The organism is Nostoc sp. CmiVER01, from assembly GCF_034531135.2.
Classification (GTDB): domain Bacteria; phylum Cyanobacteriota; class Cyanobacteriia; order Cyanobacteriales; family Nostocaceae; genus Nostoc.
On record NZ_JAVRBU020000001.1, the window covers coordinates 585,606 to 607,956 of the forward strand.

Consider the following 22,351-nt stretch of genomic DNA (forward strand, 5'->3'; position numbering starts at 1 on the left):
AAGGGTTGCGGAACAAGGATTTGAAACCCCGTCTTTCTTTGTCCGCTTGTGCTGGGGCAAAGTACAAGCTCCGTCTCAGTCTTTCCCCTGCCCCCTGCTCCCTGCTCCTCTGCCTCTTTTGACCATTGCCCTATGTCCGTGTCCATTACTTGGCAATTGCTGACTGACATCCAGATGATGAACTCCCTACTTTGTGTGGTGTTGCTGTGGGAGCGTAAGCCGTAAGAATTACTTCTCCGTTCTGATTAATTATCCACCCTTGCGCTTCCACAATTTGATTAGGGCTTAAGGATTTATTCTCTCCCCCTTGTTCCCTTATCCCCAGAAGGGATTCCGATCCCTGATCTTTTTCTCCCTCTCTTCCCTTTGCTACAGCAGTGAGTCGCCAATCTTCCCATACCGCATCACTATTAAGTGTGTTGTTAGGAGAGGCCGGTAAACCACCACTTCCGGTATAAATGAAACTACTGTTAGCAGTTTTCGCGCAGATATTATCGTCTACTAAACGTGCTACATCCACCACATCTGTTGTTAAAGAAACTAATCCTTTACTAGGGTCTGTATCAGGGGTATTGATTTGTATATTTCCGCTCAAGTCAGGACTTGCTCCTTTTGCTGTAATACTACTTATTAGTGGTAATGATGTTGTTGGAGATTGAAAACCAAAGATTTGAGCAACATTAATCTTGACATTTCCACCACGAAAGTTTTCAGAATCAGCACGAATATTACTATTTTCATTTTTAACTGCAACAAGAAAGGCATTTTTGCCATCGATTGTAATATTACCACCAGTAATATTGTTTCCAGAAGCTTTAGTAGTAATTTCACTATTACGACGCATTAGTAATAAATCTCTTGGATTTAGATTTATATTGCCTTGTGCTGCAATGGTATCGGCTGAAATTTTACCTCGGTTGTCAAGACTAATCAAATTAGCATTTACCGTTAAATTGCCTGCGGCCCCATTTCCCTGACTGCTGCTAGATAGTTCGGCGTCATTGGTAATAAAAAGTGAGCTAGTTGTAATATCAACATTTCCTGCATTGCCTACAGCATTTTCTTCTACCTTACTCTCAATCGTACTTGGGAATAATCCATCGCCACTTGCTCCATCAATAGATACTATATCTTGGGCAACAATATTTACTTTTCCGGCATTCCCTTGTCCTTCTGTGCCTGCGCGTAAGTTCGCACCATTCTGCAAAAAAAGTGAGCCTGTATTAATGTTAATATCATTCGCTGCACCTGTTCCTTGAGGTAACACAAGACTATAAGCACCACTTCTGTTGTTGTTAGTGCCTACACCATCAAATAAAACGAAATCAGTCGCATTGATATTGACTATACCAGCATTTCCATTACCATTTGTACGGCTAGCCAAAAGGGCACCATCAGTGACTTTCAATGACCTAGCAGTGATATTTACATTGCCTCCATCACCTGGTTTAATTGTCGCAACTTCGGTGTAAATGCCTCCTGGAAAACCTTTTTGGTTAACTCCACTTAAATTAACCCAATTAGCGGCATTAATAGTTATACTGCCAGAATTACCTTCTCCTAGAGTGCTTGTTGCTATAAAAGAACCATCACTCAAGGTCAAAGAATCTGCTTTAATATCTATATCACCCCCCCTACCATTGGCGTTTTCTTGTACTGTGCTATAAGCTCCTCCTTCAGTTATAAAAGACACATTGTCTCGTGCTTGAATACTAATATTACCTCCGTTTCCTAATCCATAAGTATCAGCTTGGAGCGAGGAAGCACTGGCAATTGAGAGTGAACCTGTGGTAATGCTGATATTACCTGCTTTACCCTTTATTTGCTCTCCTAACAGGGTTTTTATAGAACTTCCATCTGATAAAGAGACGGTATCACGGGCATCAATAATGATATTACCTGCATCTCCTTGTTTGCTATAGCTTTCTGCTGTTAATATGGCTTGGTTGGTGAGCTGAAGCGAACCTGTAGAGATTTTTACTATACCTCCGTTGCCTGATCCTTCGCCATATTCTCGCAAACCTACACTGCTTGCAGCATAACTGTTACTACCATCAAATTGAACCGAATCAGCACCAATTATTACATTGCCTGCGTTGCCTTCACCGAAAGTAGCTGCTGTTAAAAATGATCCATTAGTAACTGAAACTGACCTTGCTTGGATTGAAAGGTCATTTCCATTTCCTTTGCCGCCTGGTTGAACTGTGGTAAACACTCCACTCTTATTTGCAAGGGATACATTATCACGAGCTTGTATTTGCACACTGCCCGCATTTCCTTTTGCAATAGTACTAGCACTAAGAAGTGAATTATCATTCAGCGTAAGTGAACCCGTATTGATTTTTATGATGCCGCCATTACCTTCTCCTTTTTCAACTTGACTGAAGGCAAAGGAATTATTATAAAAATCAACGGTATTACGAGCATCAATTGTTAAATTCCCAGCATCTCCCGTACCTAAAGTACTAACCTTTAATTGAGAGTTATTACCAACTAACACAGAATCAGCTTGAATCTGCAAATCTCCACTTTTTCCTACATCTGTAGGGTTTGTAGGTTCTAAAGTAGTCGAGCCAAAGCTTCCATCAAGAAAAGAGACTTGTCCACGAGCATTTATATTGATATTGCCGGCATTACCTGGACGCTGCAAGGGATGATCATCCAAGGAACGAGTGTAAATTCCAGATCCGACCTTTACGGATAATAAGCCAGTAGTAATATTAATATCACCAGCATTGCCAATGCCATTTGTCCGAACCTGATTTCTAATTTCGCTTTGCTCTTCTATCCTAATTGCTTCGGTGGCGTCAAGAGTAATATTTCCGGCTTTGGCAGTTGCTGATCCCAAATTTGCCTCAATACCACCATTAAGTGAACTTCCTTTTAATAAATCTATGTTGCGTGCGTTGACTGCAATACTACCACCATTCTCATAAGAAACATTAGCGATCGCTCCATTATTCAAAAATACATCACTTCGTGATAATTCTGGTACTTGAGTACTAAAATTGTTGCCATCTGTAAAAAGGTTTATACTTCCTGGAGCAGCTAATCCTGTTAATTCGATCCGTCCACCATAAGCATTTAATTGTCCATTATCCATCGTTACATTACCACCGATTAGTAATATGCTTTTACCATCGGGTACTCGCAAACCATAGGTTTCAAAACCTGCTAAATGAGGGCCAGCATCTGCAATTGAGTTATTTTCAATTGCTCCTGTAGTGATTTGGTTGTATAAAAAAGCTGAAGGATTAATTGTCAGTAGCGGTGAAGGCGCTTCTGGATTTGTAGCACTGAAGTTGCCTAAACTACCGAATTGTAAAGCGTTGGCTGTTGTCGCAATAAAGGAACCACCAATACTCAAGCTGCCCTTTGGCCCAAATACAATGCCATTGGGATTAAGTAAGAATAAGTTTGCTTTACCATTAGCACGAATTAAGCCATCAATATTAGAAATTGACTTACCTGTTACTCGTGTCAGAATGTTCTGAATATCTAGTGAATTATTGAAGAAAGCTGTATTTCCATCGAGAACAGAGAACTCAGAGAAACTGTGAAACAGATTACCGCCTCTTGTCGTTCCACCCTCAATAACTGTGGTATTACCCTCTAATTTGACATTAGAATTATTCGGCAGAGTGGCATCTGGCGTAATTTTGGTATCTGGCGTAATTTGGGCAAAAGCACAATTAGCAGAGAATATTATTGCACCAGCGAACTGACAAGTTAGGGCTTGGGCGATAACCGAAGCATAGCGCGGGTACGCCGCAATTCCTAACCTTTTGAAGCTTCTAAAACCTATATATTTTTTCAAAATTGCATCCCTCTAAAGAAGTAGAAATTGTTGCAGATATTCAATACCATTTGCCCATTTAGAGACGACAACAAGGGGCGATCGCTTCAGTAGAAATATTTTCCAACCCTACAGACTCCAACAAATCTTTCCAATCAGTCGCCAAGGTTGCATCTTGGCGTTGGCTGGCGCGAAGTTCTCCTAGAGTAGTTAGAGCATCTTGCCAAATACCTGCTTGAGCATAAAGCGCTACTTTTTGACGTGGGGTTGCTGTATGTAAGCGACGTGTTAATTCATCTGTTGGAACAATGCGTTGTACTAACCCTTCAACGGCTGTATCTTCTGAGCGGCTTTGCGGGTTACAATCAATCAAAAAATACCAATGATAATATTGTCCAATTTCTAGGGGTTTCTCTGTTGCAGGAACATTAACTTCAATCACTCCTGGCGTATTGGATAAAGTAATAGGAATTGGTTCTTTGGTGAGAGAATTATTTTTTTCATCCAGTAAAACAAATTTCACCGAGTTGATATTCTTGGATACATAGGGAACGTAAAACCAAAAAGTTGGATGTTCATCTGTGGTTAAGCTTAAAACATATTGTGTGGTAGTGCCTCTTGTTACTTGCTTTTGATTTGCAGTTTTTGACACCAAAGGTACTAAGGCTGTGAGAGGTTTAGTCACGGCTGGACAATCACCGCGAGTTCCTGCACCTATTCTGTCTGTCGGTGCGCCCCGATTTTCTGGTTGTTTCTCTAAAGTTGGTTGAACAAAACGTATTTTTGTAGTGTTTGACTGCTGAGATTGTGCTGATAATTGCGTAACATTAACCAGTAAAAAGGTTGTGATCAATACTAATGCTTTTGGTAATGAAAGAAAGTTGATTTTAGTCATAATTAAATTTTCAATTTTTTACAATTATTTTTTCTAAGAATTCAGAAATAAAGACTTGATAAATAAATATCCTACTTTTAATAAACTCCTTATATATTGTGATTTCTGGGTGCTGAATTTTTATCTTTTTTTTATGAATAATTTTTTGTATTTTTTACACCGATTCCAGTAATTACTAATGCCAGTGCAGAGGGAAGAAATGGCATCCAACCTCCATATAACAAGAGAAGAAAACAGCAACCGTAGAGGATGAGTAATTCAGCAGTTATGAGAATAGCAAATTTCAATAGTGACCGACTGTATACAGCTAATATTCCGGCTACCAAAGACGTACCGCAAATCCCCAAAATTTCACCCCATGCAGGTAAAACCCATAATAGAGGGCGCTTGTCTAAAACAGCACTTAGAATTTGACTAACCATATTTGCCTGAAGCAGTACCCCTGGAATTTGTTGGTAGGGGGTATTTGCCATACTGTAGGGTGTAAGAAAATAGTCTTTAGCGCCTTGTGAGTCAACGCCAATCAAAACAATCTTATCTTTTACCCAGTTGGGGTTGAATTGATTATTCAAGACTTGTGCAACGCTGACTTGTTTTGCAACCTTCTGCGAAGAGCGATAATTAAGTAGTATTTGGTGTCCCTTTGCATCAAATTGTTGATAACCACCTGTAGGAACATCTATGGGTTTAAAGATTGTTTTGCCAAGCTGCAAGTAGCCTTCATCACTAATATCAAATTTGATGCCTTCTTTAGCTAAATATTGTCGTGCAAGTTGAAAGTTGAGAGAGTAGGACGACTTGCAATTTGATTCCGGTTCTGGTGTTATAGATAGTAGATTACGACGGATTATCAAATCGCTATCTAATACAACATCACTAAAGCCTATGCGGTTAGGTGGAATTTCTGGCGGTGGTGAAATCCCAATTGCTTGTTGTTTGGTACCACCAAGTTGACATATAGCAATAAAATTGTTGTTTGTTCGTAAATGATTTGCTAAATCTGGATATTGATAACCTACCGGAAAATCTCGATAAATATCTAAACCAATGGCTCTTGGCTTGTAAATTGACAATTTTTGCAATAGTTTTTGTAGCGTACTATCTGATAGTGATGATTTTTGTCTTTGTTCTTGAGCCTGAATATCTGCTTCTGTGACAGTAATCACCAAAAGACGCTTATCTACACCTTCGTCAGGTCGCATCCGCATCATTGAGTCGAAAGCCGACAGTTCCCATTGTTGCATGAAACCGAGCGATCGCACCCCCGTAATTAAGCTGGTGATCAAAACACTCACTAAAAATGTGATTTTCAGATTCCGTGCTGTCAATTTAGAGAAAGCACCTTTATTAGTTTGACCGCATAATTGTTGCCAAGTTAGAGTTTCTTCCGCTATGTTTTGACAAATCACAGGTAGCCAAGAAGCAGCAGGAAATTCTTCTTCCAAACCCTGTAATCTGGAACGTGCATAACGTACCGCTAAATAGAAAGATTTACCTTCAGAAAAAGCTCCCAAGAAATGTTTTAGAAACTCTTGTGCTATCAAGTCCGGTATTTCCTCCCGCATGACAATAATTTGGCTAATTTGCAAATCACTTAACTGTCGCGCTAATCCCAAACCATCACAAGAATTGAAAATAGCTATTTTTAAACCGCGTGAAATTGCATAAGTCAACGAATTTTTTAACTCATTTATTGTTAATGCACTATTTGGATTTATATGTATGTGACCTTTATCATTTTCGCTTTGACTATGACCTGCAAAAAACAGTATATCCCAGCCTTGTTCGTCCCAAAGCCACTTATCTAATTCGTGACGTGAAGGCTCTACTAAAAATACTGTTGATGCATTTGGTAATTGTTCTAAAATATTTCTATCTTGTTGAATATCAATACCTTGACTATTACCCAAAATTGCCAATATTCTAACTTTATTTGTTTTCTGTTTGGGTAATCGTATTACTCGCTCATATCTTGGAGTACTTACAGCAACTTCGCATAATTGGTAATGCTCAATAAAATTCCATAAATGCCAAGGTAGCCGTTGTAGAAGAGAATCGCTCGCTTCAATAATCACTTGAAATTCTTCATTTAAAGCCAATTTCTCACGTAACTTTTGATCGATTGGGCGAAATGAATCAGAGTTTAGCCAAGAATTGATTGCTTCATATAATTGTTCTTGAACTTCACTAAAATCTACTTCACTAACGTTATTTAAACCTGTGGATTCTACTTCGATTCCCGAACGACTGACGAATCGTTTATGAAGTGCTTGATATATTAATTGAAAGCGTTTATAAAGTTCAGCAATTTTTGGTGCAGGAGGTAAACTACCTGTAAATTTTATCGGACGAGAGTTGTTATTTTCCCACAATTGTGCAGTTACAGGGAAAAAGCCATCGTTTAAGTTACCTTTTTCTAAGCTGATAACAATTAACTTACTCATCTTTAATTTTAAGATAGCTATAATTCACAGTCAAAATGCATACTGATTTAATGCATATTATAAGTTTTAATCTGTTACCTCATGGCTTGAAAATACTAATTAGTTAATATCAACTTTTTTAAACACTTATAATATCTGTAGGTTAATTATTTGAAGAACAAAACCTAACGCGACTTTAAAGCTCATTTTGGGTTTCACAAGCATCAACCCAACCTGTATCAGTAAATATTTATTATAAGTAATTATCCAAGTTTGATATAGTTTCAAATAGAAAAATTTTCTGTCATTCTGAAATTATCAAGAGTCAATTGGATAGAGAATTTGGTTCCGCTTAAACCTTTAAAACGGTTAAGTTGAATGTAGCAATCTAAACTTCTCGATTCAATTTGCTGTAGAATATTTTCCGATTCTAAAAGCATAACTTTGAGATTTGCTGGCAAATATTTCTTATTGCCAGTGGGATGAACTTGTACGATAATAGCAACTTTCTTGTCTTCTTCCTGTGAGAGAGCAAGCATCAATGCTAAAGATTGCCCTCCTAATTGTACCCCCAAATCAATTAACTTGACTCCATTTACACCTGTTTTACTAGTTGCAGAAAAACTTCTGAACTCAAATGCTAAATTTCCTAGTTGTAAATTTAAAACTTCGTCAATAGGTTGCCATCCTGCTGTAAACAGCTTCTGAAACCATTGATTAAGGTTCACCTGAATCAATGAAGAGTCTACAGAGACGTTATTCATTGATTCTATACTTGGTGACAAGTATTTATTAGCAGTGGATACAGGATTTTTTTCTTGGCTTAAACGTTGATTATACAGTTGTTGTCGCCACTGTTCGTTGGAAATTAATGCCGCCCACTGAGCAAATGGTATATCTAAATGTACTCTAGGAGAATAAATAGAAGCATCACTCAATGTCTGCAATAGGTTTTGAGCTTCTGTTGCTGACAAATTTACTTCAGGTAGAACTTCTTCTCGCCAACGCAATCCAAGTGTAGCAAAAAGTAAGGTAAAATTTTCATTTAACTGTTCGATAGGTAAAGAATAAGTGCGATCGCTTGAATTATATTTGCCTTGGTTTTTTAATTGACGATGTGTAGCAAATCCGCATACTCGTATCCAACAATCATCATCATCACCTTCCAAATTTACCTGCACTGATATATAATAGTCACCTGTCCAACTACTAATATCTATCCATTCTTGCGGTACGCGCAATTCTTCTATATCTATTGTTTCAGTCGGCACGAATACTATCTTGGTTTCACCCACCTTAATTGCTGTGCCATTTACTATCTCTGAGATCGTAGGTAAATTTTCTTCACTAGGAAATATCTCTGCGCGTAAACTAGATTCTTGCAAGGAAACCTGAAACCAAGTGAGTAAGCGGCTCAAGCAGATGCGATTAAGATAAGCATTATAAATTGCGATCGCATTTGAGTGATGTTGGGAAAGCTGCCATACTTTTTCTTGTTCAGCTGTCTCTACCTGCAACCAAATATGCTTAACGTCAATATTTACGAAATCTGATAAACTCAACATAATCTTCACTCTCACTAATAAAGTTAATACAACTGATTTTGGATATATATTTCCAGTAGGTAAATTTTTTCTTCTAGTTTTAATTCTCCCTTTCCTGATTTAGGTTCATTTTTTAACACTAATTTTAGTAGAGATTTGTAATAGTTAACCAACCATTTTTCTAAATATTCTTTCATCCAAATATTTATTTCCTTCATCAATTTTTCTTGTAATATATTTCTTGCTTTAGTAACCCTTGTAACTATTTCACTCAAGCCAGTACCTAACTGAGAAGCAATTTTTATCTCATCCATTTGCTCTCCATAATAAAGTTGTAAAACCTCACGTTCTTCATTTCCTAATTTCTTAATGGCTGATACCAAAGCTGCTTGAATCAAATCTGAGTGCACTGGTGTATGATAGTCGTTTTCTAACCATCGTTTTACATACTGTTTAACCCATTGTTGTGGTTGGGAGATTCTTGCTATAGCTTCTAATAATTTGATTGTAGATTTAGTTAGATAACGAGAAATTGTACTTTGATTCATTCCTAATCTATCTGCTAGCTGTTTTTGATTAAATCCAAACCCATAATAGAGAAGTAAAATCTTCTGAGCATCGAGTTTCATGGATTGAAGTTGCTCAGATAAAATTGAATTAGCTTGATTAGCCAAAAATCCTTGTTCTCTTGTATCCTCAGTGCTTGATATCTTTTCCCATTCGATTTCCGAAACTTGTAATTCTGATTTAACTTCAAATTCACCTGATTGAAAAGCATCAAGCGAAAATTTTGGTAGAATTGATATCGGATAACTTTCTAAAGCTTTAATGCAAATCTCCATCCAATCTTTAATTTGTTTTGCAGTCACCTTAGTAGAGTTAGCAAATACTTCATGGGGTGCAGTTGGTAATACTTTTTCCGCGTTATAACATTGAGCAGATTTTGAAAAATCCTCTTCGTCAGGGGCTATCCATTTTTTACCTGTAATTCTGGCTGGATTTTTAACCTTGTTAATTAAATAAACTTGCTTAAAGTATTTTCTAGCAAAAATAATTAATGAGATTTCTGGCTCGATAATACCGAATACTTTTAGTGCTTCTATGAGTTCTTTATCGCTCTTTTTATATAATAATCTCCACCGAGAAAATCTACTAACTTCTGCTGAATATTTAATATGGTTTGTTAATACATTGCTTATATATGTATCTATATTCGCACTTTTAGAATTATATTTAACTAAAATTTCTTTCAAATTGAGTGGATTGTAAACTAATAATCTAGCAATACATAGATATTCTTCCCAAGAATTGGCATTACGCTCTTTAGATAAGTCTTTAGCAGCCCAATAGCATCTTTCCTCAAAGTAACTTGCTAAATGTTCATAGGCAAGTTGTATTTTATTACTTGGCTCCCAATTTCCTATTAATTGTGATTCGTTAAATGCTACTTTTCGCCAAAAATTTGCGATGTCTATTCCTTTATCTTGATGGCAAAATAAATTGGAAAACTCTTGATGCTTTTCTTCATATAATTTCAAATTTCGTTGCAAAGAAGGTTGATGTTTCCATTGCAACGCTAATTGATTATTTTGGTCACTCAGCACAATATAGGTAGAAAATTTGTTAAGATTATCCCTTCGCTTCGGTAGTACAGGAATACTATTAATTTTGGTAAAATTAAGTACCATGATTTTTTCTCCCTACTTGACAACAAAATGAAATTTACAATATATGCAAGGGGAGCAACGCGATTTGGTGAAGTGTTAAAAACAACAATGGAAATAGGCTATTTTGGAATGCCATTACCTCCGGTAAGCTACGCGTAGGCGTAGCCCGCCGTTGGCATCGCAACACAAACCCTGGTTCTATTGATAAATTATCAACGTAATGATAATTTAATCCCGATTTCACTAAATCGCGTTGCTCCCAGCAATATGCAAGTATCAAATACACTGCATTCTTTTGTGTGATTTTAGCTTTACTGAACTTATTGGGAGCAGAGCAACCTAATTATGCAAGTTGTAGGTATTATATAAACTTGAGAGTAGAAATCGGTCAAAATGCTTATATTTTTACCTCGTCTACATATAATATCTATTTATCAAACAACAAAAAGGCTGATTTTAGCAGGCTAGTATTCAGGCAGGCAGGTGGAGCAGAGGCAGCAGGGGGAGAAAATTTTTGCGATACAATCTTAAATCCAGCCAGCAATTTCTATGCTCGTTAATGATTTCCCTAGTTTTTCATACTCTGTTTGAGTTGCTTTAAGAATATGCTTCATTTGGACAGGCTCTTGGGCATCTGCGGCCATAAAAGCTGAGTTGAGGGCAATGATGCGGATATTACCGCCAGGAGCGTTAAGTTGAGCCAGTCTTTCAAAGTTTAAGCCTTCGGTTGGGGTATCAGGCGGAAAAATCCGTCGCCAAATTTCAGATCGGTGGGCAGCATCTGGCAGAGAAAATTGAGTCACGAACCGAAGTCGCCGCATGAATGCAGGGTCTAAATTACTCTGTAAATTCGTCGTTAAAATAGCCATTCCTGGATAGGATTCCATTCGCTGAAGTAAATAACTGACTTCCAGATTGGCATTGCGATCTTTAGAATCTTTAACTTCACTCCGTTTACCAAAAATAGAGTCTGCCTCATCAAAAAGCAAAATTACACCCCCACTTTCAGCCGCATTAAATATTTGCTGTAGATTTTTCTCAGTTTCGCCAATATACTTACTAACAACAGCAGAAAGTTCAATTTTATAGAGATCGAGGTTCAGCTCATTGGCAAGAACACCTGCTGCCAGAGTTTTTCCGGTTCCGCTAGGCCCAGAAAATAACGCTGTAATACCCAGTCCACGTCTACTTTTAGATGCAAATCCCCACTTTTCGTATACTTTGGCCTTCTGTCGCACATGAGCCGAAATTTCCTTTAGAATTCCCTTCTGAAGGGGCGGTAATACTAAATCTTCCCAAGACAATTTAGATTCAATTCGCTCTGCAAGCTCATCTAATCCAGGACGAGCTTGGACGCGGCAGCTTTGCCATAGAGCCTGTTTTAGGGAAGGAGTGGATGGCATTGTCAACTGCCCAACAGCCGCCGCACAGGCTCGACGAATCATAGAGGTACTAAGTTGAAACTGAGACGTGAGTTCCTGCAAGTCTTGCAGCAGTTTATCTGAGTCTGGTATATATTTCTCTTGCTCATTAAGTTGAGTTTTGAGTTCGGCCACAGAGGTTTGCCAAGTAATTAACTGTTCTTGAGGTAGGGGTTTAGGAACATCAAAGCGAATCATTTGACGCTTTACGCCTTGAAGTGGAGAAAGTGTCGTAACGATCGCAAAACATTCTAGTTCCTCAAGTAGTTGATGCACAGAAGCAAGTTGTAACTTGTCGGAACGATCAATATCCTCACAAACTAGAAGGAGCGCTCTACGCTCCAAAATACATTCTCTTTCCAGTCGACGGATGAAAGTCTTTAATTCATCGGGTTTGAGAGGGATACGATGGCAGTTCAACAGACTTACTTGTAAATTAAAATGCTGACATACAGCTTGGGCAATGTCAGTTTTATCCTCCATCTCTGAACCACATAGCTGAATGATCGGCAAAGAATTCTGAAATGAATTCAATTCCCATAGAGCCTTTATACTATCTGCCAAGCATTGATGAGAAGGAATTAGTCGTTGTGTGTACGATGGTAGTTCAGTAATTTCTGTTAGTAACGAGTCTGTTGTTTTTACACCTATAAGATAATGAAGGATTCTCTCATCTATATGAAGAGATGTGCTAGTTAGGGTACTACCTGAGCCTAAGTCGATCAGTTTCCAATAACGGAGTGTTCCATCGGGTGCTAATGCGCTCCAGTGAGGATTGGGCAAGGCATTGAGAACCAAACCGAACGTTGGATGGTATTGGGAATTACCGCCTTGGGCTTCATCACATAAATCTGGAAAACGCGAATCGATTTCAAGAGCTGCACAAAAAACTAATATATAGCGTTCAAATTCTGAAAGTTTAAATCTTTGACAGAGTTGTTCAAGTGCTGGAGGAAATGGCATTGCTGCCAATATTTTAGTTAGCTCGGATTGATCTTGTTTAAGGTTTGAGGCTTCTACGCCAGAATTATTTTTTGATTGATTGATATAGTTCTTAAGAAGATTAAACAGTTGATTAGTGGCAGTCACTAAATAATTTTGGTTAAATTGAAACCAGACTTCAGGATTGATTGAGCTATCCATACAAAATTATCCTTTGAGTCTATACATAGCTATCTGTAATAACGAAAACAGCGTTGTTGCAAACTAGATGTTTATTAGCTTATCAACCTTCAAGATGCGCGATCGCAGCTTTGGGTTTAGCTTTTCCTTCAATAACCTGTCGAATACCAGGCAAGTAACGATCCATCGCGTTCACGTTTGCGGCAACCAATTGTTGAAAAAGTTCTAGAGAAAGGCGATCGCCTTCTACATCAATGCTAGTTTTAAGGCGAACTTCGCCAGAATCCAAGTTAATTTCAAAATTGCCAATCACCATTCCAAAATTAGCTCTAGTCAAAAACTCAGTCACAGCAATCCTTTGTTCTTCGGGTACAAGGTCTGGGTAAACAGAATAGAAAACGCATTGCTGCATATTTTCTCTAGGACAAGCAAAGCAATTCCATTCCCCATTTTCACCTTGAGAGATGAGACGGTAGATTATTTGGTCTTGATTTAATGCAGATACTCCTTCATCGAAAGGCCACTTCATTTGAGTGAAGAAGTCAACCATAACCTCAGCTAAAGAATCAACCATATCGTTATTGTCTTCTTTGGAGCTATCACCCCAAGCAGTGCTGTACCCAGATTTAAGTTCGCCTTCTAGTTCTAACTCAGGCGGTAGGTCTATAGACTGTTTTACATGCAAGGCATACCAATTTTCAGAGAACAATATTGGAGATTTAATTGGATGATGACTTTGATTCAATTGCAATAAATGTTCAACAGCAGTTTCTGCTGAGTTGGAATGATCTGTCAAATGAGAAAGCAAGCGATCGCTCAAGCGGGCTTCAATTTCGATATCTTTGTCAGTTACAAAATTGTCTTCCATTGTTTGGTAACGAACGTCTGACTTCAAGTTAAAAAGTGTTTCTGTATCGATACGTTGGTAGAGTTCTGGACTTACTTTGCAAGTGATACAGCATTCTGTAAAAACATCATCGACCTCCGTTAAAGATAATTCTTCAAGCTGCACTATAAGCGGGTTGCCAGTAGGCGTTTTTAGTACAAGTTGGCGATCGAGGCGATAACTGTCTGTAATTGATTGCATATTTAACCACCGTATAATAAATCTAAATGAACTATAGGAATCGTATTTAATTTTTGAAATTATCTACATGGGCGGGGAGTGGGGAGTAGGGAATAAAAAATTAGGCTTTTGGATCTGTACTTAGCTTTTTCAGAAATCAAACATTAATCCTATATTTACTAAACATTACTAAACATTACTAAACATTGCTGATTACCTTTTTTTAAACTTACCCCACGTATTGGGATTGTCTTCGTCTTTGTTATACTCTTTCTCCCATGTCATCGGATAAAATTCAAGTTTGGCTTTCTTACCTTCTTGCCATTTCCATTGGGCAATGCGTTTAGCAGTTTCAAGTTTGACCTCAGAATCAAGAAACTTAATTCCCGTATAACTGGTTTTTTGCAGAGCAAGTTCAGCCTTAAAGGGATCTAAATTGGCTTTGCCATCTTTGACTTGTTCATCTGGCTTGGCTTCTTGTCCGCACTTAAAGTTCACCCCAAGACCAATGGCTCCTTCAAACTTAGTCTTGTCTTTGCCTAATAACGCTGGTACCTTGTAGGACGCAGCGCTAGCAGTAAAAGCCGTATACAATTGTGAAGTCAAATCTTTCATAGGATTAACTGCTGCGCCGCCAAACTGAGCTTTATTCTGATATTTTCTTTGGTAGGCTGCCCACATAGACCGCGAGGCTTCAACGGCAGAAACAGCAATGGGAAGAGCAGCAAGCCCTGGATTCTGTGCAAACGTATATGCAGGTATTCTCGCCCCTCCGTCTAAATCAATTTCCCATTTATTAACTTTAGGTTCTTCCCATTTAGATCCAGGTTTGCTACACAGATCGAGTTTTAACTTAATGCTATATGTACCTATGCCAGCAAAGGAACCGGAATTAGCAATTTGAATGCGATGGCTGCCTTGACCTTTAGTCCGTTGCCGGCCTTTTTGCTCAAATTCCTCTTTACCTACCCCTGTACCTTGCTTGTTCTTGCTTTCCTCATCATCCCTTGTGCCTCTTGTTTGATCGAGTGAGAACTGGTTAACCCTCCTGCCTTCAAAAACTTGTGCAGCAGCTTTTCCAGTCCCCACTCCTCCTACACCAAAGTCAGAGATAAATGCTGCGGTGGTGCCTGTTTCAATATGAGATTTCTTTGCCGGGTCGGTGAATTTGCCATCTTTCTTCTCTCCAAAAACATCTTGCTCAATCTGTGCGGCCATCTTTTCAGATTTTTCATATCCCGATTTACCGAAACTTTCCCCCCAAAGGGTATTGGTAATACTTCTAGGCATTAAACGAGACTCTCGAAAGCGTCGATATAGCCCATAGTTAAGTAGTTTTCCAACGCTTGCACTATCTTTAGCTATACATTCAAAATAAGGGCCAATTTCTCCGCCTAAAGCAGCAATTCCAAGCGTCCCACCACCTTGAAAAGTCCCTTCAAAGATCACCTTTAAGTCATCATCTTCTCTACGTTCAGCACTTAAGGTCACACGACCGCCAATAAATACGCCAGGGTGAACTGGAAACCGCAGTTGAGTTTCAAATTTACTCTTATCTCCAGTATCAGGAGACATAAGATCGAGAACTTTAGGGATAACACCAGTAAAGAATCCACTTGGAGTTCCTGTATAATTCTTGTATTTATCTATCAGTTTTTCGGCTTTTTTTTGTGTCTTTTCTCGCTTCCCATTCTGGAGTTCGGCATTTTCTTCAAAACCAGGTAATGGTTTATCTTTCAGTTGGTTTATCTCTGTTTTAAATTCTTCCAGATATTCAGAAATAATTTTATAGCTAGGATTAGAAATAATTGTGTAGGTATGTTTCTTCAGCCATGCATCACAAAGCGATTCAATATAGTCTGTAATTCTATTTATTTCTTCTTGATTTGAACATTTAGAAAAATCGTTGAGTAATTTATCTATAGTTGAGAAAATACTACCTCTGCCTTTACTCCTACCTTTTCCTTTGAATGTAATTTTGAATTTTCCTCGCTTATTATGAGTAGACTCTCTAAATCTTTCTATTAATTGTTGTATTTCTATTTCTGAAATTTCAATATTATCTGAAGTATCGTTCGAGCTTGCTTCAGCATTAGATATCTCGCATTCATCCTCGGTTTCGCCGTCATTCGAGGTTATGCGATCGCTAGCGATATCAGAAGTTTCGAGTGCATCATGAAAAACATCCGATTCTGAATCCGATTCGCGATCGCCAGAAGATATTACTTGATTTTCTGAACTATTTGAGTGTTCGGAAATGTTACGCTCTAAAATATTTGAGCCTTCCCTACCATTCGAGGTTATGCGATCGCTAGCGATATTAGAAGTTTCGAGTGCGTCATGAAAAACATCCGATTCTGAATCCGATTCGTGATCGCCGGGAGATATTACTTGATTTTCTGAGCTATTTGAGTGTTCGGAAACGCTCTGCTCTAAAATATTTGAATCTTCGCCGTCATTCGAGGTTATGTGATCGCTAGCGATATCAGAAGTTTCGAGTGCGTCATGAAAAACATCCGATTCTGAATCCGATTCGCGATCACCGGGAGATATTACTTGATTTTCTGAGCCATTTGAGTGTTCAGAAATGCTCCGCTCTAAAATATTTGAACCTTCGCCTGTTAAATTTTCGATACCAGCATTTAAAGCACGAGAACTTTTTTGAAGAACCTGCTTTTTTTGGGACTCATGAATATTCCTATTTCTATTACTATCTCTATGCACATTTAAAAAAGTCATAATCTTCTCATAACTTTACTATGAATAATGTTTATATTTACTTTTAAAATAGCAAGTGTTAAAATAGACATTTAGCGAATTTTATTATCTTTTAAAGACTATCTAAAACATTTCTAATCGTGACATAACTCTTTTGAATATCCTGATTTTAGAGCGACAATATTCTCAGCTTGGTTCATGTCAGCATAGCTTTCAACACCATCAATATCTGATTTAACCAGATAAGAACCTGCTGGTATGTTAGTGATTAAAATCTGAATTTTATCATCATCTACATTTCTGGATGGAGCATTAAAAATATAAACTTCTTTATTATTCTCATTAGTTGAAATAAGCCTAAAAATTACTTGCTGTTGCTGACCAACTTTAGGATTAAATTGGACAGTTAAGATTGTTCCTTCAGAGTCATCTTGATTATTAAAGCCTTGTTTCTGGACAGAAACCTTGGTGGTTGGATGCAAGACAAAAGTTTTATCATTCGAGACCACCTCATGATTGTTTTGGTACTTATACATTTGTTGATGAACGATTTGAATTTGGTGAACTCCAGCGTATAGATTTTGAGGAAGTTTAAATAAAATTCGGTTATCTTCAATAATTTGCGGCTCTAATAAGGACTTGCCTTCGTTTAAACGAATCCGAGTTATATCACCATTAAGATTTTTCCCATATACGATCAGACTACTGCCTGCTACAATCTTGCTATTTGTAGGTGATGCAACAATTTTTTCAATTTGCGGCTGATTCGATGCCTCTTTATTAGAACCTGGAGCAAGTGAAGATTTCTTAGATCCAATAAACATCATCGATACTTCATACGCAATCGAAGGTCGATAAGAACCTTGTAAGAGTGACCACAATCTGGACATCTGTTCTGTATCAAACAAGTTTGGCGCGATCCTTACTTGGTCTAACTGCTCGGTCAAAGCTTCAACAGAAGTCGATTCAATCGCTTGTGCCAAAAGACCGGAACGATTGATGGTTGCGACATGATTTAGCGTTGCTCGAATCATGGCATTGGATAAAACCGGAGTTTGATGCATGAGCTGCATAACATAACCCAACAGTATTTCCGTCTGAAAGTCTTTGTTTCCGTAGGCGGTCAATACATAATGAAGATTGATGGCTAAAGGGAGAATTGCACCTTCTTCTGCACTGGCTTGATGATGGGTTGGCTGGTAGCGTAGCTCGCCGCCTTTGGCATCGCTTTTACCCATATCTGCATTACGATTTTCTGAAACCTGGTAGAGAAACAGATTTAGCTGAGGTTGACCATCGACTCCAATAGAAATCTGATCTGGGGGAAGTGTAGTTACTAAGACATTTCCCATACTCGATAGTGCTGCATTCTGAACCAAGCCGTCTTCTAATAAGTTTTTGAATACAGCAGTTATCGCTGCGATCGCTAGTCCATTACTCATAAGTTTTTACTTAATGCACTATCTTCATTCAAAGCTTTATTTATTTGTATAAACCTTTTATTTCACCCGTTTAAACCCTTCGTAGGCTACTTCTACTTCCTCAATTTCTATCTCTTGACTATTAGATTTAACATCTGAGATTTTGTAACGCGTAGGCCAAGCTGCTGTAAGTTCAAATTTTGCTTGGGGTTTCCCATCTTCATAGATTGTTAAAAGAGCATTTTTTCTTTGTTTAGCCCAGTTACCATCTTGAATCAACTCAAACCAGTTCCATAAAGCCATCGAACTTGTCATTCCTCGAAGTAATGTTAAATTTCCGCTTTTGGCATTACCTGGAAGTTTCGTTTGCACAAATTTTCCTTTGTTTGCCTTGCCCCATCGACCTGAAGTAACCTCACTAAACTCAATTACATCCTGCGAATAGTTAAATCCCTGACATTCTAAGAAAACTGCATCTACTACATCGCTTGAACCATCAAGCTTTAAATCTAAATAAAAATTAGATGCAGTAAAAAAAACGGGGCTTCTAGATAACTTTGCCATAATTTATTTTGTTCGATTAAAGTATGTTAATGGCTGGACTATACAGGATTAAAAGATAAGGTTTGCCCTCTATTAAAAGAGGGCAAGGGATTCTTATGTGATAACAATAGCTAATATTCGCTATTGCTCACGCGTAACTTCTTGAGCAACTAACTCTATGGTTTCGCAAATTAATTCTCCACCGGCAGCAGTCAATGAAGAAACGGAATACTTGCAGGGATAGCATTGCTTAATCTGCCATTCCATAACTGGTTTACCGTCTGCATACGCAGTGATTTTTGCATCTTCAAGTTGTCCTTTCCAGTCAGGACTCTTACCCGTAGGAGGATTAACTTTGTTAAACCAAGTATAAGCACTTTTGTCTTTACATCCAGCCAAAACAATCGTTGGATTCAACGGTTTGACAGGTGTTGGCCTTGGTTGCATTGTTTTTTCTCCAGCTTTTCCAGATCCAGCAACATGATCTGTAGGAGGAGCATCCATCCCCATATTGCTGAACTCTTTGACTGGTAAATCCTTGATCTTAGATCCTGCACTAAAAGTAAAGCTAGAACACTCAAGATAATCTGGGCCTGGCATAATTTTCTCCTAGTAATTTCGTTCAATGAATAGTTGACTTAAGAAGATAGTTAGTTTTGTTCTGTTTCAAGAGCATTCCACTGGCTGATGCGGAAGACTACAAATTCAGCCGGACGTACAGGGCATACACCAACATCGATATATAAACGCCCCAAGGTCATCGTTTCAGGTGTATTGTTTTCGGCATCACATTTGACGTAAAACGCTTGGCTAGGTGTAGCTCCGAACAATGCACCCTCGCGCCATATCCGCTCTAAAAAATTACTAACGGTATATTTAACCTGCGTCCATAATTCTTCGTCGTTCGGTTCAAAGACAGCCCACTGAGTTCCAGCTTCAATTGAGCGTTCAATATAGCTAATGAGCCTTCTGACGCTGATATAGCGCCATTCGGTTTTGTCCGGTTCAACCAGAGTTCTAGCACCCCAAATCCGAATTCCTCGGTTCGGAAATTTCCGAATACAGTTGATACCCAGTGGGTTAAGGAGTTCTTGCTCTCTAAAGTTGACATCATAAGCTAAACCAGTAATTCCTCTAGGGACTTCATTGGCAGGGGCTTTATAAACACCCCGCGATTCATCCGTTCGACCCCATACGCCCATCATGTGGCCAGAAGGAGGAACAAGAATTGAACGTCCTGCATTTCGAGGATTAGGTACTTTAACCCACGGATAATAAAGAGCGCCAAACATGGAACGACGACCAAACTCATCTAACCAATCAACAACATCTTGAGGTCTAGTGCGATCTGGGGGAGGATCTAACACAACCATTCGATTCGTTGGCCCTGGCATATCGCCGCTAGTAGAACCTTCAGACATGCTGATCATGGTCTCCATTACACCATGAACTTGTTCAAGGCTTAAAATTTGAGCTTCATAGGCTCGCATTAAATCAGGAAAGCATATCATTGTAATCTCGTCGATTTCAAAGATACCGAGAACGCCAGTTCGTTCGCTGCGATCGCCTTCTATTTCACTAGCAAATTTCTCAGGTGTAGAATTCGCCCCTGGAGGCAGTAGTTCGTATTCGCCATTCAAGGGCCGTCGGGATAAGGGTAGTCCAGGTTGAGCAACATCTCCAATCGAAATATACTTAGAGTTTTTCAGAGCCTCAACAACATAGGTTACAGCCTGGGTTTGAGGTTTGGGATCCATACTCAAGTGATTGTATTCCTCAAGCACTTGATCGTCTCGGCAGACTTTTAGAGAGAAGAACTCACGCGGATTATGAGGTATTTCTACTTTATCCGTTCCCTGCGATTGACCTTTAATCTGGTCATTCGCTTTATCGAGATTCTTCGCAGGAGGTAATGCACGAGGCGTTCCATCCTGAATTGCGATTTTAATGGGGCCGTTATCGAAGTGTTCAGGCCGGATAGATAAATTTAAACTAGGGCTATTACCGCGTCTTGGGATCTCTAAGCGAGGTGCTTGCCGTTTTGAATTTTCTTGGCCAATACTGGGTAGTTGGGTTCCAATACTTGTCACCCAACAACGTCCACCTCCATTCAGGAAATATCCTCGAACTGAGAAAGGTAAATACGCATCGAAGTCTGTGAACCCGTTAGAGTTGCGTCGGGCAAAATATTCAAGATACTGAGTCCAACTTGTGACAAGCATGGGTTTAAAGAGTTCGGCCCCGCCTCGTATATCTTCAGTAAAGCCGATAAATCCTGCGACCGAAGTACTAACGCCCTCAATCGGACGACTGCCGCGATCAACTTCTTCAACATAAACGCCGGGTGCAAAGTAGTCTAGTCTAGCCATGTTAAGTGCTCCTTGATTTGTTGGATAATCGATTGATATAGAAATTTAGTAGGCGGGCATAAGTAATATCTCTTTGGGGATACATGGTTTTTCATCCACAAAAACATTACAAGTCTTAAACTGATAGCCAAATCGTCTCAGGTGTAAAATGTAGTTTCCAGAGGTCAAATTCTCAAACATAAAATACCCCTCCTCGTTGCTAGTTACTGATTGCTCGGTTCCTTGAAGGATAATTTGAACTCGTTTTAATGGCTTTGAGTTAAGACTATTTTTGACAATGCCAGCAATGGCAACTCGTTGAGTTTTAGATACATTCCTGCTGATAGCTGGAATTGAATTATTAACCCCAAAATGTCGTTCAGTAACCAAAGGAACAGTTGTTTTTCTCCATACATTAAAGGGAACAGTTACTGTCAAATAAATAGCAGGTCGTATGGGAATAGAAAGAGAATTCCATAAACTTACTACATCAATGGGCGGGTCGCTAGTGACTGATAATGATAAGTTGCCGTGACCACGAAGGTCAGGAGTTAGAAACTCCTCCCGCAATAGTCGGCTACGCATTAACAGCAGTAGAGTTTCAGACAGAAGATGAAGCTCTCCTAATACAGTGCGATCGCGGGCTGTAATTACAATGGAGATATCGAACCAACTGGGTGCTCTACATACTTCTGCAACCTGTCGTGAATCATCAAAATAGCGTTCCACCTGCCTGCCATTATTTGGCATTTTTTTACTGATTCGAACATCATACAGATAGAGATTAAGTGATAGCTCTCTATTACTATTTTCTAAGCTTCCAGGGTGACTAAAGTTTATTTGCTCAGTGCTAGTGAGAACAGATCCGTTAGCCAACATTTCAGCAAGAGTTTGAAGAATCGAATTCAGCATAAACAGAAATCTAATTCGTTTCTATATACTCAGGTTAAGCGGTATCCTAGCCTATGCAATCAGACTTATGTACTAATTTAAATTCAGACGTTATAGCTTAATATTTTTCAAATATCACGGTAAAAGCTTATTTTGACATAGACCTTTATCTCATGATTGAATTAATTTCACATATCATTTAATTACAAATAAATCAACTCTATTTGACAGAGAATCTAAACCGAATGGCACTAAGGGACTTCCAACTAAAAAAATATACAATCGCTTTGGTGAGCAGGGGAAGCAGGGGAGGAAGAATCTAACAATCATCTTCGCTCAGAAAATTGAATAATTTAATTTCTGGAAGTCCCTAAGAAAAGCTCTAAGGTATGTAGAATAAGGGTTACAGTTTTTAATGCCAGAGAGCGCAGTAATTAATGGCATAAGTACCTGCGATGCCTTCTCCTATCGGAGACGCTGCACGAACGGCAACGTC

Annotated in this window: 13 protein-coding genes; all 13 read right to left on the reverse strand. The window is 38.7% G+C overall.

Features of this window, described 5'->3' with window-relative positions:
- Nucleotides 1–145 precede the first annotated feature (145 nt).
- Nucleotides 146–3,817: a filamentous hemagglutinin N-terminal domain-containing protein gene (locus tag RMZ43_RS02250; RefSeq protein WP_322655574.1), complete on the reverse strand. Its 3,672-nt coding sequence runs from the start codon at nt 3,815–3,817 to the stop codon at nt 146–148.
- Between the two features lie 58 nt (nt 3,818–3,875).
- Nucleotides 3,876–4,691, reverse strand: coding sequence for a DUF928 domain-containing protein (locus RMZ43_RS02255; protein ID WP_322655575.1), 816 nt, complete (start codon nt 4,689–4,691; stop codon nt 3,876–3,878).
- Between the two features lie 131 nt (nt 4,692–4,822).
- Nucleotides 4,823–7,135 carry a CHASE2 domain-containing protein gene (locus RMZ43_RS02260; RefSeq protein ID WP_322655576.1) on the reverse strand — a complete coding sequence of 771 codons (2,313 nt, stop codon included), beginning with the start codon at nt 7,133–7,135 and terminating at the stop codon, nt 4,823–4,825.
- A 263-nt stretch (nt 7,136–7,398) separates the two neighbouring features.
- On the reverse strand, nt 7,399–8,679 hold the full coding sequence (locus RMZ43_RS02265) for a DUF1822 family protein (RefSeq protein WP_322655577.1): 1,281 nt from the start codon (nt 8,677–8,679) through the stop codon (nt 7,399–7,401).
- 23 nt (nt 8,680–8,702) lie between these two features.
- Complete coding sequence (locus RMZ43_RS02270; protein WP_322655578.1) at nt 8,703–10,346, reverse strand: sigma-70 family RNA polymerase sigma factor; 1,644 nt, start codon at nt 10,344–10,346, stop codon at nt 8,703–8,705.
- Between the two features lie 506 nt (nt 10,347–10,852).
- Entirely contained in the window at nt 10,853–12,889 is a 2,037-nt protein-coding gene (locus tag RMZ43_RS02275) for an ATP-binding protein (RefSeq protein WP_322655579.1), read from the reverse strand.
- A gap of 82 nt (nt 12,890–12,971) precedes the next feature.
- Nucleotides 12,972–13,955, reverse strand: a complete 984-nt coding sequence (locus RMZ43_RS02280) for a YbjN domain-containing protein (RefSeq protein WP_322655580.1) — start codon at nt 13,953–13,955, stop codon at nt 12,972–12,974.
- Between the two features lie 192 nt (nt 13,956–14,147).
- Nucleotides 14,148–16,673, reverse strand: a complete 2,526-nt coding sequence (locus RMZ43_RS02285; protein ID WP_322645978.1) for a hypothetical protein — start codon at nt 16,671–16,673, stop codon at nt 14,148–14,150.
- A 113-nt stretch (nt 16,674–16,786) separates the two neighbouring features.
- Nucleotides 16,787–18,094 (reverse strand): DUF4255 domain-containing protein, encoded by a 1,308-nt coding sequence (locus RMZ43_RS02290; RefSeq protein ID WP_322655581.1) that lies wholly within the window; start codon nt 18,092–18,094, stop codon nt 16,787–16,789.
- Nucleotides 18,095–18,151: 57 nt separating this feature from the next.
- Nucleotides 18,152–18,637, reverse strand: coding sequence for a phage tail protein (locus tag RMZ43_RS02295; RefSeq protein WP_322645980.1), 486 nt, complete (start codon nt 18,635–18,637; stop codon nt 18,152–18,154).
- 120 nt (nt 18,638–18,757) lie between these two features.
- The gene (locus RMZ43_RS02300; protein ID WP_322645981.1) at nt 18,758–19,216 is read right to left on the reverse strand and encodes a phage tail protein; all 459 of its coding nucleotides are present in this window, start codon (nt 19,214–19,216) and stop codon (nt 18,758–18,760) included.
- A gap of 50 nt (nt 19,217–19,266) precedes the next feature.
- Nucleotides 19,267–20,985: a phage tail sheath family protein gene (locus tag RMZ43_RS02305; protein WP_322655582.1), complete on the reverse strand. Its 1,719-nt coding sequence runs from the start codon at nt 20,983–20,985 to the stop codon at nt 19,267–19,269.
- Between the two features lie 45 nt (nt 20,986–21,030).
- On the reverse strand, nt 21,031–21,876 hold the full coding sequence (locus RMZ43_RS02310) for a beta-sandwich domain-containing protein (RefSeq protein ID WP_322655583.1): 846 nt from the start codon (nt 21,874–21,876) through the stop codon (nt 21,031–21,033).
- Between the last annotated feature and the right edge of the window lie 475 nt (nt 21,877–22,351).